The sequence below is a fragment of the Pseudomonas sp. GV085 genome (genome assembly GCF_003050925.1).
Lineage (GTDB): Bacteria > Pseudomonadota > Gammaproteobacteria > Pseudomonadales > Pseudomonadaceae > Aquipseudomonas.
In genome coordinates this window covers 183,948-198,694 of the sequence record NZ_QAOV01000004.1, presented here as the reverse complement: position 1 = coordinate 198,694, position 14,747 = coordinate 183,948, and the positions used below count along the sequence as shown (strand labels likewise).

The 14,747-nt window shown below is 59.5% G+C and carries 14 protein-coding genes; 4 read left to right on the top strand and 10 right to left on the bottom strand.

All coding sequences use genetic code 11. From position 1 onward, the window contains the following. Positions 1 to 87: 87 nt before the first annotated feature. Together adk and ppc are read right to left on the bottom strand one after the other, a co-directional pair. Positions 88 to 735 (bottom strand): adenylate kinase, encoded by a 648-nt coding sequence (gene adk / locus C8K63_RS10420; protein WP_108216627.1) that lies wholly within the window; start codon positions 733 to 735, stop codon positions 88 to 90. A 288-nt stretch (positions 736 to 1,023) separates the two neighbouring features. Beyond that, complete coding sequence (gene ppc / locus C8K63_RS10415; protein ID WP_108216626.1) at positions 1,024 to 3,654, bottom strand: phosphoenolpyruvate carboxylase; 2,631 nt, start codon at positions 3,652 to 3,654, stop codon at positions 1,024 to 1,026. Positions 3,655 to 3,854: 200 nt separating this feature from the next. Between ppc and C8K63_RS10410 the strand changes: the two genes are divergently transcribed. From C8K63_RS10410 to C8K63_RS10395, 3 genes are all read left to right on the top strand, one after another. Then, the gene (locus C8K63_RS10410) at positions 3,855 to 4,199 is read left to right on the top strand and encodes a pilin assembly protein (RefSeq protein WP_104450704.1); all 345 of its coding nucleotides are present in this window, start codon (positions 3,855 to 3,857) and stop codon (positions 4,197 to 4,199) included. Positions 4,200 to 4,573: 374 nt separating this feature from the next. Continuing rightward, complete coding sequence (locus C8K63_RS10400) at positions 4,574 to 4,987, top strand: DUF4398 domain-containing protein (protein ID WP_108216625.1); 414 nt, start codon at positions 4,574 to 4,576, stop codon at positions 4,985 to 4,987. Positions 4,988 to 5,033: 46 nt separating this feature from the next. After that, positions 5,034 to 5,831, top strand: coding sequence for an OmpA family protein (locus C8K63_RS10395; RefSeq protein WP_108216624.1), 798 nt, complete (start codon positions 5,034 to 5,036; stop codon positions 5,829 to 5,831). A gap of 141 nt (positions 5,832 to 5,972) precedes the next feature. Here C8K63_RS10395 and C8K63_RS10390 read toward each other — a convergent pair whose 3' ends face one another. The 7 genes from C8K63_RS10390 to prfB form a co-directional block, all read right to left on the bottom strand. After that, positions 5,973 to 6,302, bottom strand: a complete 330-nt coding sequence (locus C8K63_RS10390) for a hypothetical protein (RefSeq protein WP_007975029.1) — start codon at positions 6,300 to 6,302, stop codon at positions 5,973 to 5,975. Then, positions 6,299 to 7,213, bottom strand: coding sequence for an alpha/beta hydrolase (locus tag C8K63_RS10385; protein WP_108216623.1), 915 nt, complete (start codon positions 7,211 to 7,213; stop codon positions 6,299 to 6,301). The genes C8K63_RS10390 and C8K63_RS10385 overlap by 4 nt, the downstream gene beginning before the upstream one ends. A gap of 65 nt (positions 7,214 to 7,278) precedes the next feature. After that, a complete protein-coding gene (locus C8K63_RS10380) occupies positions 7,279 to 8,556 on the bottom strand; it encodes a flavohemoglobin expression-modulating QEGLA motif protein (RefSeq protein ID WP_108216622.1) in 1,278 nt (425 codons plus the stop codon). A 32-nt stretch (positions 8,557 to 8,588) separates the two neighbouring features. After that, entirely contained in the window at positions 8,589 to 9,143 is a 555-nt protein-coding gene (locus C8K63_RS10375; protein WP_108216621.1) for a hypothetical protein, read from the bottom strand. A 44-nt stretch (positions 9,144 to 9,187) separates the two neighbouring features. Continuing rightward, the gene (locus C8K63_RS10370) at positions 9,188 to 9,904 is read right to left on the bottom strand and encodes a TetR/AcrR family transcriptional regulator (RefSeq protein WP_108216620.1); all 717 of its coding nucleotides are present in this window, start codon (positions 9,902 to 9,904) and stop codon (positions 9,188 to 9,190) included. Between the two features lie 99 nt (positions 9,905 to 10,003). After that, on the bottom strand, positions 10,004 to 11,506 hold the full coding sequence (lysS, locus tag C8K63_RS10365; protein ID WP_008019605.1) for a lysine--tRNA ligase: 1,503 nt from the start codon (positions 11,504 to 11,506) through the stop codon (positions 10,004 to 10,006). A 95-nt stretch (positions 11,507 to 11,601) separates the two neighbouring features. Beyond that, positions 11,602 to 12,697 (bottom strand): peptide chain release factor 2 gene (gene prfB, locus C8K63_RS10360; RefSeq protein ID WP_108216619.1). Its coding sequence is split into 2 segments (ribosomal slippage): positions 11,602 to 12,624 and positions 12,626 to 12,697, totalling 1,095 coding nucleotides; the frame shifts between segments, so codons are not numbered across the junction. A 415-nt stretch (positions 12,698 to 13,112) separates the two neighbouring features. Here prfB and C8K63_RS10355 point away from each other — a divergent pair. Beyond that, positions 13,113 to 13,469: a hypothetical protein gene (locus C8K63_RS10355; protein ID WP_371920752.1), complete on the top strand. Its 357-nt coding sequence runs from the start codon at positions 13,113 to 13,115 to the stop codon at positions 13,467 to 13,469. 252 nt (positions 13,470 to 13,721) lie between these two features. On the opposite strand, the gene C8K63_RS10350 is transcribed toward C8K63_RS10355, so the two are convergent. After that, complete coding sequence (locus tag C8K63_RS10350; RefSeq protein WP_108216617.1) at positions 13,722 to 14,723, bottom strand: PleD family two-component system response regulator; 1,002 nt, start codon at positions 14,721 to 14,723, stop codon at positions 13,722 to 13,724. Between the last annotated feature and the right edge of the window lie 24 nt (positions 14,724 to 14,747).

Sequence of the window (14,747 nt, the reverse complement as noted above, 5' to 3'; positions counted from 1 at the left end):
TCCGTAAAAGAGGTCAGAAAAAAGTGCGTCAGTATAAACAACTACGGCCCGCAAGCGGGCCGTGGATGATGCAGCGGATCAGGTTTTTCAGCTCAGGGCTGCAAGCACCTTGGCGGTGATCGCTTCAACCGAACCGACGCCTTCGATATGGCTGTACTGCGGCTTGCCATTGGCAGCCGCCAGCTTCTGGTAGAAATCCACCAGCGGCTTGGTCTGGGAGTGGTAGACCGACAGGCGATGACGCACGGTTTCTTCGGTGTCGTCCTTGCGCTGTACCAGCTCTTCACCGGTGACGTCGTCTTTGCCAGCCACTTTCGGCGGGTTGTAGACGATGTGGTACACGCGGCCGCTGGCCTCGTGAACACGGCGACCGGCGATACGCTGGACGATTTCTTCGTCTTCGACGGCGATTTCAACCACTGCATCCAGCTCGACGCCGGCCGTCACCAGGGCTTCAGCCTGGGGAATGGTGCGCGGGAAGCCGTCGAACAGGAAACCGTTGGCGCAGTCGGACTGGGCGATGCGGTCCTTGACCAGTGCGATGATCAGGTCATCGGACACCAGGCCACCGGCATCCATGATGCTTTTAGCCTTGATGCCCAACTCGGTGCCGGCCTTGACCGCTGCACGCAGCATGTCGCCGGTGGAGATTTGTGGAATGCCGAATTTTTCGGTGATGAACTTAGCCTGAGTACCTTTACCGGCCCCGGGAGCTCCCAGCAGAATGACGCGCATCGATGTGCTCCTCAATTTTTTATATGGATAACGTCAGATTCGCCTCATTGGGCCAATCTCAAAAATAGGGTCGTGACCGCCCAAACGGCCAAAGGCTGCTCAAGATACACAGCAGGGTGCGCCCACACAAGACGCCAAAAGTCGGAGAAACCGCTGCCTCTTGCGACCATTGCGCGCGGTTTGCCAAGTCGCAACCCCATCATTAACTGTCGCCTGACAGCACTTTTCAACCCGTCATACGGCGGCATCCGGCTCACCTGCCGGATGCCTGACCCCACGGCAAAAATCTTAGCCGGTGTTACGCAAACCGGCGGCAATCCCCGCCACAGACACCAGCAAAGCCTGTTCTACCGGGCTGCCCTGCGCCACGTCCTGCACTCTTGAACGGGCCAGCAACTCGGCCTGCAATAGATGAAGCGGGTCGAGGTAAGTGTTGCGCAAGCGGATGAACTCAAGGGTCGCCGGGCTATGTGCCAGCAGCTGCGACTGCCCGGTCAGGCCGAGAACGATGGTGCACGCCTGCGACAATAGGTCGCGTAAATGCGCACCCAATGGCAACAGATTCGGCTCCACCAGACGCTCATCGTAGGACTGGGCAATGTCGGCATCTGCCTTGGCCAGGACCATTTCCAGCATGTCGATGCGGGTGCGGAAGAACGGCCACTGCTCACGCATCTGCCCCAGCAGTTCGCCTTCGCCGCGCTCCAGGGCCTTGCTCAGGGCCGCTTCCCAACCCAGCCAGGCCGGCAGCATCAGGCGCGTTTGGGTCCAGCCGAAAATCCACGGAATCGCCCGCAGGCTTTCGATCCCCCCGGCGCGACGCTTGGCCGGACGACTGCCCAGTGGCAAACGACCGAGCTCCTGTTCCGGCGTGGACTGGCGGAAATACTCCACGAACTGCGGATTTTCCCGCACCACGGCGCGGTAAGCGCTGACACCGTCTGCGGCCAGTTCGTCCATCAGATGGCGCCACTCGGGCGTAGGTGGCGGCGGAGGCAGCAAGGTCGCCTCGAGCACGGCGGCCAGGTACAGGTTGAGGTTCTGTTCGGCGATGTCCGGCAGGCCGAATTTGAATCGAATCATTTCGCCCTGTTCAGTGGTGCGGAAACGACCCGCCACCGAACCCGGTGGCTGCGACAGGATCGCCGCGTGGGCCGGGCCGCCGCCTCGCCCCACGGTGCCGCCACGACCGTGGAACAACAGCAGTTCCACTTGCTGCGCACGACAGATGTCCACCAAACGCTCCTGTGCCCGGTACTGCGCCCAGGCCGCCGCCGTGGTGCCGGCGTCCTTGGCCGAGTCGGAGTAGCCGATCATCACTTCCTGCGGCCCTTGCAGGCGCGCGCGATAGCCCGGCAACAGCAGCAGCTTTTCGATCACCGGGCCGGCATTGTCGAGGTCGGCGAGAGTTTCAAACAGCGGCACCACGCGCATCGGCCGCAACACGCCGGACTCTTTGAGCAACAACTGCACGGCGAGTACATCGGAAGCCGCACCGGCCATGGAAATCACATAGGAACCGAGGGATGCCTCAGGCGCAGCGGCGATTTCCCGGCAGGTCGCCAGCACCTCGGCGGTGTCTGCCGAAGGCTTGAAGTACGCCGGCAACAAGGGACGACGATTGCTCAATTCGCGCATCAGAAAGGCGATGCGCTCTTCCTCGCTCCAGTCCTCGTAGCTTCCCAGGCCAAGGTAGTCGGTGATTTCGGTCATCGCCGCGGTGTGCCGTGACGAGTCCTGGCGCACATCCAGACGAACAAGGAACAGTCCGAACGTCACGGCCCGACGCAGGCAGTCGAGCAACGGCCCGTCGGCGATCACGCCCATGCCGCACTCGTGCAAAGAGTGGTAGCAAAGTTCCAGCGGATCGAGCAGTTCGCGGTTGTTTTGCAGCACTTCGGCCGGTGCCGGCGTTGGCGTCGACAAGGCGGCGTGTGCCCAGTTGCGCGTCGCCCGCAGACGTTCGCGTAGCTGTTTGAGCACGGCCCGGTAAGGTTCGGCGCTGTCACCGGCCTTGGCCCTCAATTCATCGTTGGCCTGCTGCATCGATAGTTCAGCGGCGAGGCGATCGACATCCCGAAGGTACAAATCGGCCGCCATCCAGCGCGCCAACAGTAAAACCTCACGGGTGACCGCAGCGGTCACGTTGGGGTTGCCGTCGCGGTCGCCGCCCATCCACGAGGCGAAACGAATCGGTGCCGCCTCCAGTGGCAAGTGCAAGCCGGTGGCGGTGTGCAGGGCCTGATCGGCCTTGCGCAGATAATTGGGAATGGCCTGCCACAGTGAATGCTCGATCACCGCGAAGCCCCACTTGGCTTCATCCACCGGCGTCGGACGCGTGCGGCGAATTTCTTCGGTGTGCCAGGCTTCGGCGATCAGACGCTGCAAGGTGGTCTTGATCTGCTCGCGCTCGGCACTGGTCAGGTCACGGTGATCCTGAGCCGCCAGTTGCGCGGCGATGGCGTCGTACTTCTGGATCAGCGTGCGGCGTGCTACTTCGGTGGGATGCGCCGTGAGTACCAACTCGATCTCCAGCCGGCCCAGTTGCCGGGCCAGCGCGTCGGCGCCATGCCCCTCGGCACCAAGGCGCGCAAGCAACTCCGGCAACACCCGGGCTTCGAACGGCGCCTCCTGGGATTCCTCGCGGCGGTGAATCAACTGATATTGCTCTGCGATATTGGCCAGGTTGAGAAACTGGTTGAACGCCCGCGCCACCGGCAGCAACTCGTCTTCGGTCAACTGGTTGAGGCTGGCACTGAGTTCGGCGTCCATGGAGCCGCGCCGGTCAGCCTTGGCGCCCTTGCGGATCTGCTCGATCTTGTCGAGAAAACCCTCGCCATATTGCTCACGAATGGTGTTGCCCAACAGCTCACCCAGCAGGTGAACGTCCTCGCGCAAGCGTGCATCAATATCGGTCATCAGCAGGTCTCCAGCAAAAATCCGGGCGGCTAAGAACCTAAAGAGTGCCGCCCCAGACGGGTTCTTACAAGCAAGACGACGAAGGGCCTTCAAACCTTGCCTGTTGAAGCTAGTCTGAAGATAAGCTGCACAATGGCTGTCGCCGGCCAATGCCGGACACTCACCCTGCCTGCCACGAGCGGGAGCGCAATGAGGTCAATATGAAAATCCGCGAGCTTGCCCACCACTGGGAAGAAAACGCCAAGGGTCGCCTGACCGACACCGGCTACTCGATTCATCTGGACGTGGAGTCTGCCGCACGGCTGGCCGCGCTCGTCGAGATGTACCCCAAGCGGCATCCCGAAGAACTGCTCGGCGACCTGATCGGCGCCGCGCTGGAAGAGCTGGAAAGAAGTTTCCCGTATGTCAAAGGTTCGACCGTGGTCGCCACCGATGAAGAAGGCGATCCGCTGTACGAAGACATCGGGCCGACCCCGCGCTTTCTGGCGCTGTCCCGTCGGCATTTGCACGATTTGTCGATGCCTGACGACAAACAGAAACACTGATTTTCCGCAGAACCTGTGGGAGCGGGCTTGCTCGCGAAAGCGTTCTGTCAGTTGGAATTGATGTTGACTGACACGACGCTTTCGCGAGCAGGCTCGCTCCCACATTGCCCCGTATTCCCCTTCAAAAGCCGCGTTTCGTCGGGCCGACCAAAGGCCTGGAAACACGGCTGCGCATGGCGCAAATCCCCGTCCCAGAGCCCGGTCGATTCGATCACGGCTTTTTCAATAGCTGACTAAATTCTCTGAACTTTCAAAAAAAGCCTCGGGTCAACCCAAGTAACCACGCCTGGGACGAGCGTTTCAAAATACCCCGCAATCGATGGTTTCAGTGCCTTGCCCAGGGTGGACTTCGACGTTTTTCAGGAATTGGCCCAATGGAGTTGAAGACCATGAAAACCCGAACCAGCACGTCCTCATTTACCTGTTCGCAAAACCTCAGACTGGCGGCGTTGGCCCTGGGCAGCTGCCTGGTCCTGGCCGGCTGCGCCGGTAACCCGCCGACCGAGCAGTACGCAGTCACCCAATCGGCCGTCAACGATGCCGTGAGCGCCGGCGGCACCGAGTTCGCCGCCGTGGAAATGAAGTCGGCCCAGGACAAGCTCAAGCAAGCCGAAATCGCCATGCACGACAAGAAATACGACCAGGCGCGGATGCTCGCTGAACAGGCCGAGTGGGACGCTCGCGTGGCCGAGCGCAAGGCCCAGGCGATGAAGGCCGAACAATCAGTGAAGGACGCGCAGAAAGGCGTCCAGGAATTGCGTCAGGAAAGCCAGCGCAGCGTTCAGTAAGCGGCGCGGCACCCCCGCATTCCCACTCGACTAAAAGGACGAAATCATGAAACCTGATCAATTGATGATCCCTGCCCTGCTGGCTGTCACCGTCGCCCTGACAGCCTGCTCCACACCACCCAACGCCAACCTCGAACAGGCCCGCAGCAACTACACCGGCCTGCAAACCGATCCGCAAGCGGCCAAGGTTGCGGCCCTGGAAACCAAGGAGGCCAGCGATTACCTGGACATGGCCGATAAGGCCTACATGGACAAGGAGGACGCGGCCAAGGTCGACCAGCTTGCCTATTTGACCAATCAACGCGTCGAAGTGGCCAAGCAGACCATCGCCCTGCGCACCGCCGAGGCCAGTCTGAAAGATGCCTCGGCGCAACGGGCTCAGGCCCGCCTCGACGCCCGTGATCAGCAGATAAAACAGTTGAAGGACAGCCTCAACGCCAGGCAGACCGATCGCGGGACGCTGGTGACCTTCGGGGATGTGCTGTTCGCCACCGACAAGGCCGAGCTGAAAGCCAACGGCCTGGCGAACATCAATAAACTGGCGCAGTACCTCCAGGAAAACCCCGAGCGCAAAGTGATCGTCGAGGGCTATACCGACAGCACCGGTACGGCGTCGCACAATCAGTCGCTGTCGGAGCGTCGCGCGGGTTCCGTACGTGCTGCACTGGTGAAGATGGGCGTTGATCCGGCGCGTATCGTCACCCAGGGTTACGGCAAGGAGTATCCGGTGGCAGATAACAGCAGCACCTCGGGCCGGGCGATGAACCGCCGGGTGGAGGTGACCATTTCCAATGACAATCAGCCGGTGATGCCGCGTTCGGCGGTGAGTTCATACACCCAATAATCAAGTTACTGCGCGAAACCAATGTGGGAGCGGGCTTGCTCGCGAAAGCGGTGGATCAGCCAACACATATGTTGGATGTGAAACCGTCTTCGCGAGCAAGCCCGCTCCCACATTTGATCTCTATTGCCAACAAATACCGGTTTACGGCTCCAGCTTCTGCGGGGTTTCCTGCCCCATGCAGCGCACGGCTTTTTTCTTGCTGTCGACCAGCACGCCGGTCAGGCCTTTCTGTTCCATGTCGAACAGCACCAGCACGCCATCGATGCACTGCGCGACTTGCGCGGCCGGTTCCAGAGAGACTTTGTAGTCTTCGCCCGGAATGGTCTTGAGCATGGTGAATTCGTTGAGCAGCAACGCATCCTCGGGCTTGGCGAAGTGCAGGTAGCCGTACCACCACAGGGCACCGACGGTGCCGAGGATGCTGCAGATACCGGTGATGATCAGCGGGATGGCGTTACGTTCTTCACTCATTGCGGACTCTCTGGTGGTTCATCTTCGGAATTCGGGGGTGCCGGGTAATTGGGGATTTCACCCAGGCGGCGCAGGCCGTTGAAATGTTGCGGGTCATCGAGAAAACGCAGCATGACTTTACGCCAGACCGGGTTGGCGAACGTCTGCACATGACCGCCACGGGTCAGTTGCAGCACCCGCGGCGGCGGCGCAGCTTGATACAACCGGATGCCATTGGAAAGTGGCACGATCGGATCGTCGATGCTGTGGTAGAGCAGTTTCGGCACATCCTTGAGTTGCGCCATGGAGTTGATCGCGCTGTCACCATCCGGTACCAGCCAGGACAACGGCACCTGGAATGGCCAGGTCAACCACGAGTTGCTCAGGGCAAACCGGCCCACGCTGCGGTAACTGGCGGGGGCACCATCGAGGACGATGGCCTTGAGTTGTTTCTGCCGTTGCGGGTGCTGCACCAGGTAATGCACGGCCATCGAGCCACCAAGGCTCTGGCCGAGCAGGATCAACGGCTTGCCCTTGACCTCCGGCGCCTTGTCCAGCCAGGCGAATGCGGCGTCGATGTCCTGATACATCGCCGGCAGGCTTGGCTCACCTTCGGACAAGCCATATCCGCGATAGTCCACAAGCAACACCTGGTAACCATTTTTCGGCAACCAAAAGCTCCCGCCGAGGTGCATGGGCAGGTTTCCGCCGTTGCCGTGCAGGTGCAGCACCGTGCCTTTGACCTCGACACCCTTCTTCGCCGGCAGCCACCAGGCGTTCAGCTTGAGGCCATCGGCGGTGATCAGGGTGACGGTGCGGTATTCAAGCCCAGCCTTTTCCGGAGTGAACAACTGGCCGGGTTCGGGGTAGAACAGCAGTGAACTGCAGCCGTTCAAGACCAGGAGAAGGCAGAGGATGCCGAGGGTTCTCATCCGTTGAAACCTCGCAGTATGGAGTTGAAACACGGAGCTCGCTCCTACAATGGTCCGCGTCATCGTTACAGGATGTTGGAGTAATCCGCCTCGATCCGGTCCAGGCTCAGGTGGTTGAGGAAGTTGGAGAAGCACATCCACGCCGATAGTGCGTTCATGTCGCGGAACTGTTCCGGCAGGTACTTGGGCGGCACTACCAGGCCTTCGTCCACCAACTGGCGCAAGGTGCGCATGTCTTCCAGCGTGGTCTTGCCGCAGAACAACAGCGGTATCTGCTCCAGCTTGCCTTTGCGCACGGCCAGTTGAATGTAGTTGTAAATCATGATGAAGCCCTTGAGGTAGGACAAGTCTTTGGTAAATGGCAGACCTGTCGGCACCGAGCCACGGAACACGCGACTGGCGTTGCTATAGCTCTCGGGCATCTCGAAACCTTGCTCGCGGAAGAACTCGAACACCTGCAGGAAGTCCGCGCCCTCCTCCACCATGTGAATCGCACGGGTGCGGTTGGTGAGTTTGCGCAGGCGACTCGGGTACGAGGCGAAAGTGATGATTTCCATCAGGATCGCCAGGCCTTCCTGGGTCACCGTCGACGAGGGCGGTCCCTTGGAGAGGAAGGTGCAGATCGGCTGGTTCAGGCCGTTGAGCGTAGTGCCGACGTGCACCAGCCCTTCGTGGACTTCCAGTGCACGCACATCGCGGTCGTTGAACATCGCGTCGGCGCGGATCTTGATGTAGTCGGCGCCCGCCGCCGCATCGGCGACGATGCCGTCGGACTCGAACACCCGGATGGTTTCCTCGGCCTCGCCAAACACCTTGTTCAAGCGATGCTGCAACAGGTCGACCGCATCCTTGGCAGTCAGCGTCTTCGGTTCATCCTTCAGATCGCCGCGGCCATCGATGTTATTCAGGTATTCGGACAGCATCATGCCCAGGTCGGACAGCGTCGGGTCGCCGGCGTGGAACGCGTCGGACGCGGCGCCGTACAACTCCTGGGAAATCAGGCCGAAATCCTCGGTGCCACGCGCTTCGAGCATGCGCACCACCATGCGGTATTCCTTGCACATGCGCCGCATGATCTGGCCGACCGGGTTGAACTGGCCGAGCTGGCGGGTGATGTCGCGCTCGATGTTCTGGAACTCCAGCTTCACTTTGCTGGAATCGAACGCCAGCGGCCGGTTGAGGTAGTAGTCGCGGTCCACCGCCGGCATTTCCTTGCCATCGGCCTTGAGGAAGCCCTTGCGAATGTTGTCGTCCCATTTGACCGCATCGAGGACGCGGATCGGCGTCTGCGCCAACACGATGCGATCGGACAAAATGCGTATCGACTGTTGGTAATCGTCCACGCGAAACTCCTGTAGAAACCCGTTGGTGCCGGTTATTTGGCTTTGGCCTGACGCTGATAGCGCACCGCTTCGACGAACACATCGGTATTGGCCGGGTCGTCGAGGTAGGCGGCGACTTGATCCATGTTGCTGTCGATCAATACGCCATCGCCGTCGTCGGTCTGCAAGCGTTCGCCGTTCAGGGCTTTTTGCTTCATGGCCTGGTTGATCTGGTCGAGGTCGAGGTTGTACACCACCAGCTCATGCTTGTCGGTCAGTTCAAACCCGCCAATGGTGAAATGCCCGCCGAATTGCGCCGGCACCTTCGCCGACAGATACCAGCGGTTGCCATGGCGCGACAGGGTGAACGGGTAGGCTTCACGTTCCCTGGGCCTGGCCCGGTAGTAGCTGACGGCCTGATAACGGTTGTCGCCGATGCGGGTCAGTTCGAGGTTGAGCGGCTCGCCCCAGGCATTGGTGCTGGTCCATTTGCCGAGTAATCCTTTGGGCGCGGGTTCGCTTGTGGGCAGCGGTTCCTTGAAGGTCACCAGACAGCCACCGAGCAGCAGGAACGACAAGGCGATCACAACGACACGCCAGGCTTTCATTCAAAACTCCCTATGAACACACCGCTGACCTACAGGGGATCGCGTCACACCGACGCCAGCACCAGGTGCATGTAGCGCGTCAGAATACCGAGCATTTCCTGTTCGGCGGCAGGCTCGTCTACATTGAGCAGCCCTTGATATTCCATCCGGCCGATAATCGCCGTCAACACCTTGGCATCCTGATGCGGCTCGCGCGAGCCCAGCACCTGGAACAGCTGGCAAGAGCCCTGCAACAGGATTTGCTGATGCGAGCGCACCAGCTCGGCCAGACGCGGGTTGAGCAATGCTTCCTGGCGAAACGCCTGCTCGGCCATCAAATGTTCACGGCGATTGACCAGTTGCCGATGAACGTAATCGGTCATCAGCCGGGCAATATCGTCCGCCAGTTTCGAACGCGCCTGCGGGCTACCATCGCCACTGGCGATCATGTCGCGCAGCAGGCCTTCGTTGTTCACCCACAGCTTGCCCATGTACGCCGCACTGCGTTCCACGTATTGGGCGAAGGTATCGGTGAGCAAGTCATCGATATCCTTGAAATAGTAAGTGGTCGCCGACAACGGCACTTGCGCCTCGGCGGCCACCGCGCGGTGTCGTACGGCGCGCACGCCATCGCGCACGACAATGCGCATGGCAGCATCCAGGATTTCCTGTCGTCGCTGCTCGCTGCCCTGTCGGCTGGCCTTGCGGCCCTGGTACTGAACACTTTCAGCGACCGCAGTGGCGACACCCGCTGCACCTTCTTGAGCTATTGCACGAATCACGACAGGTATTTCCTCTCAGATGAAAGTAACAAGTTGATACGTTTGTACCAGACAGGCAATAAAAAACCGCCTGAAAAGGCGGTTTTTTAATTGAAACACTTACGCTTGCGGCCGCATGTGCGGGAACAGGATCACGTCGCGGATCGATGGGGAGTTGGTCAGCAACATCACCAGACGGTCGATACCGATACCTTCACCCGCCGTTGGCGGCATGCCGTACTCCAGCGCACGAACGAAGTCGGCGTCGTAGTGCATGGCTTCGTCGTCGCCGGCGTCCTTGTCGGCCACCTGTGCCATGAAGCGCTCGGCCTGGTCTTCCGCGTCGTTCAACTCGGAGTAGGCGTTGGCGATTTCACGACCACCGATGAACAGCTCGAAACGGTCGGTGACGTTCGGGTTCTCGTCGTTACGACGGGCCAGCGGCGACACTTCGAACGGGTACTGGGTAATGAAGTGCGGCTGCTCCAGCTTGTGCTCGACCAGTTCTTCGAAAATCATCACTTGCAGCTTGCCCAGACCTTCGAAGCCCAGCACCTTGGCCCCGGCTTTCTTGGCGATGGCGCGAGCCTTGTCGATGTCGTTCAGGTCGTCAGCGGTCAGCTCAGGGTTGTACTTGAGGATCGAGTCGAACACCGACAGACGCACGAACGGCTCGCCGAAGTGGAACACCTTGTCGCCGTACGGCACGTCGGTGCTGCCCAGAACCAGCTGAGCCAGTTCGCGGAACAGTTCTTCGGTCAGGTCCATGTTGTCTTCGTAGTCGGCGTAGGCCTGGTAGAACTCCAACATGGTGAATTCAGGGTTGTGACGAGTCGAAACGCCTTCGTTACGGAAGTTGCGGTTGATCTCGAACACTTTCTCGAACCCGCCAACAACCAGGCGCTTGAGGTACAGCTCCGGCGCGATACGCAGGAACATGCCCATGTCCAGCGCATTGTGGTGGGTTTCGAACGGCTTGGCTGCCGCGCCGCCAGGAATGGTCTGCAGCATCGGCGTTTCCACTTCCAGGAAGTCACGCTTCATCAGGAAGCTGCGGATGTGGGCGATGACTTGCGAACGCACGCGGAAAGTCTGGCGCACGTCTTCGTTGACGATCAAGTCAACGTAGCGCTGGCGGTAACGCTGTTCGGTGTCGGTCAGGCCGTGGTGCTTGTCCGGCAGCGGACGCAGGGATTTGGTCAGCAGGCGCACGCTGGTCATTTCAACGTACAGGTCGCCCTTGCCGGAACGGGCCAGGGTGCCTTCGGCTGCGATGATGTCGCCCATGTCCCAGGTTTTCACCGCGGCCAGGGTTTCTTCGGACAGGGTCTTGCGGTTGACGTAGACCTGGATTCGCCCGGTCATGTCCTGGATCACCATGAACGAGCCACGGTTGAGCATGATACGACCGGCAACCTTGACCGGGATCGCCGCTTCTGCCAGCTCTTCCTTGGTCTTGTCCGCGTACTGTTTCTGCAGTTGCTCGCAGTAGTTTTCGCGGCGGAAGTCGTTGGGGAAGGCATTGCCCTTGGCGCGCTCGGCAGCAAGCTTTTCCTTGCGCAGGGCGATCAGGGAGTTTTCTTCCTGTTGCAGGGCTTGCGGGTCGAGTTCTAGGTCGCTCATGTCTTTAAATATTCCATCTGGTTCGTTGTCCCCGGCCTGCGGCCGGGGATCGCCGGCAAGCCGGCTCCTACAGGGGGGCGCGGTGTGTCAGTGTATTACAGCCCCGATTTCAGGCTCGCTTCCAGGTATTCGTCGATGTCGCCATCGAGCACCTTGTCACAGTCGCTGCGTTCGATGTTGGTGCGCAGATCCTTGATCCGCGAGGCATCGAGCACGTACGAACGGATCTGGTGACCCCAGCCGATATCGGACTTGGTGTCTTCCAGCGCCTGGGACGCCGCGTTGCGTTTCTGTATTTCCTGCTCGTACAAGCGCGCCCGCAACATTTTCATCGCGGTGTCTTTGTTGGCGTGCTGGGAACGTTCGTTCTGGCAGCTGACCACGGTATTGGTCGGTACGTGGGTGATACGTACGGCCGAGTCGGTGGTGTTTACGTGCTGACCACCGGCACCGGAGGAACGATAGGTGTCGATCCGCAGGTCTGCCGGGTTGATTTCGATTTCCACCTTGTCGTCGATCTCTGGGGAGACGAACACTGCGGAGAACGAGGTGTGGCGACGGTTGCCGGAGTCGAACGGGCTCTTGCGCACCAGACGGTGCACGCCGATCTCGGTCCGCAACCAGCCAAACGCGTATTCGCCCTTGATGTGCACGGTCGCGCCCTTGATCCCGGCGACTTCACCGGCCGACAGCTCCATGATGGTCGCGTCGAAACCGCGCTTGTCGGCCCAGCGCAGGTACATGCGCAGCAGGATGTTGGCCCAGTCCTGGGCTTCGGTGCCGCCGGAACCGGCCTGGATGTCCAGGTAGGCGTTGTTCGGATCCATTTCATGGCTGAACATGCGGCGGAATTCAAGCTTGGCGAGGTTTTCCTCGAGACGGGCCAGCTCGGCGACGACATCGCCCACTGCGCCTTCGTCGTTCTCTTCAACGGCCATGTCCAGCAGGTCACGGCAATCGGCCAGACCGGTGTTCAATTCGTCCAGGGTATCGACGATCTGCGCCAGCGCAGCGCGCTCGCGGCCCAGTTCCTGGGCGTATTCAGGTTTGTTCCAGACAGCCGGATCTTCAAGCTCGCGATTGACTTCGGTCAGACGCTCATGCTTTTGATCGTAGTCAAAGATACCCCCGAATAGTTTCGGAGCGCTCGGACAGGTCCTTGATGGTGTTCAGGATCGGGTTGATTTCCATGACGGGCAGCACTCGTTGGCGAACTTTTGAAAGCCGGCGAGTATACCGTAATCAAGCGGTCCCGGCAGCCCGCATGGCGGGTTTACCGGCGAATGGTTTCAGTCAGCGGCCACCTGCCACATGTTGCCAATGGCTTACCGCCGATTACGCCACATCCAATGCTCCTTCCATGCAGACCGAATGCTCTCCGGCCATTTTACCGCGCCCAATTACCGCGAGCGTCTCCAGTTGTCCGCCGCCGACCGAGTAAATCGCCCGAGCTGTAGGAAATTAATGTCATAAATAACAGACCCTTCCTACTTGAATAGCAATTGCGCAATCCACCTACCCCCCCTATAACTAGGCAGCACACACAGCCGAATAGCATCTCATAAAAAATACAACTTCAAAGCTCACAACAATTAAAAGGCCAACAATGAAAAACCACTATTATATGGCCGCTGCGTTAATACTTATGATTTTTGGTGAGATACTAACGATTTATAGCGAAGTCTACGCCTCAAAGCTTCCGGATCATCCACTGGAAACCCCATTAGCATTCCTAAAGCCCATAGCATTAATCAGCCTTGCCGGAATAAGCCTGATTTTTGCCTACTGGCTTGGGTATCAGGCTACTGGAAACATATGGATAGTGACCGTAGCCTCCCTGACACTTCTACTAATCCTTGAGCCCATAGTGATATATGCAATGATGAGGGAGCTACCAGAAAGAGGGGCTCTAATTGGTTTCATCCTTGGCGCCACTGGACTGATTGCCACTGTCACTCTTTAATCAGATCCAGAAAAGACATTATGCCAACCAAGGACACCACCCATAAACTGCTGACAAACATACCTTAAAACCCAAAAAAAACAAACCTGCCAACTAACAATTACATGAAGCGACTATCCGTACAAAAATATTCGTAAATCATGCAACAAGCTTCTTTAGTCAAACTTCATGCACAAGGTTTGCGAGGACTTCGTCTTCGGACGCAGCCTCGCGGGCTCCGCAGCTGCTACAGCGCTACGGAGCGTTGTACCGTCACCCTACCCCCACCTGATTACGCCCATTGTTCTTCGCCGAATACAGCCCCTTGTCCGCCGCCAGGATCAGGTCGCGGCAATTGCTGCCTGTTTTCGGGGTGATGGTCGACAGGCCGATACTGATGGTCAGGCTCGAACCTTCGGTGGGCGAGTTATGTGGGATCTTCAGGGCGGCCACGGTCATGCGCAGCTTTTCCGCCACCAGCCGTGCACCGCCCTGGGAGGTGTTGGGCAGCACCAGGGCGAACTCTTCGCCGCCGTAGCGGGCCGGCAGGTCCGAAGGCCGGGCACTGGCGTCCTTGATCGCCGCGGCGACCTTGCGCAGGGCTTCATCGCCTTCCAGGTGGCCGAAGCTGTCGTTATAAGCCTTGAAGTAATCCACATCGATCATCAGCAACGACAACTGGCTCTGCTCACGCAGCGAACGGCGCCATTCCAGTTCCATGTATTCATCGAAATGCCGACGGTTCGACAACCCGGTCAGGCCATCGGAATTCATCAGGCGTTGCAGCACCAGGTTGGTGTCGAGCAGTTGCTGCTGGCTGACCCGCAACGCGCGGTACGCCGCGTCCCGTTGCAGCAGGGTCATGTAGGAGCGCGAGTGATAGCGGATGCGCGCAACCAGCTCGATGTTGTCCGGCAGCTTGACCAGGTAATCGTTGGCCCCGGCCGCGAAAGCCGCGCTCTTGATCAACGGGTCTTCCTTGGTCGACAGGACGATGATCGGAATGTCCTTGGTCGCCGGGTGATTGCGGTATTCACGTACCAGGCTCAGACCGTCCAGCCCCGGCATCACCAGGTCTTGAAGAATCACCGTCGGCTTGATGCGCACCGCGTGGGCGATGGCCTGGTGCGGGTCGGCGCAGAAGTGGAAATCGATATTCTCTTCGTTCGCCAAACCGCGGCGCACGGCTTCGCCGATCATGGCCTGATCGTCCACCAGCAACACCATGGCGGCGTTTTCGTCGGTCTTGAAGTCGTCGAGCTGTAATTCAGTCATGTGCGGTCACCTGAGTACTACCTG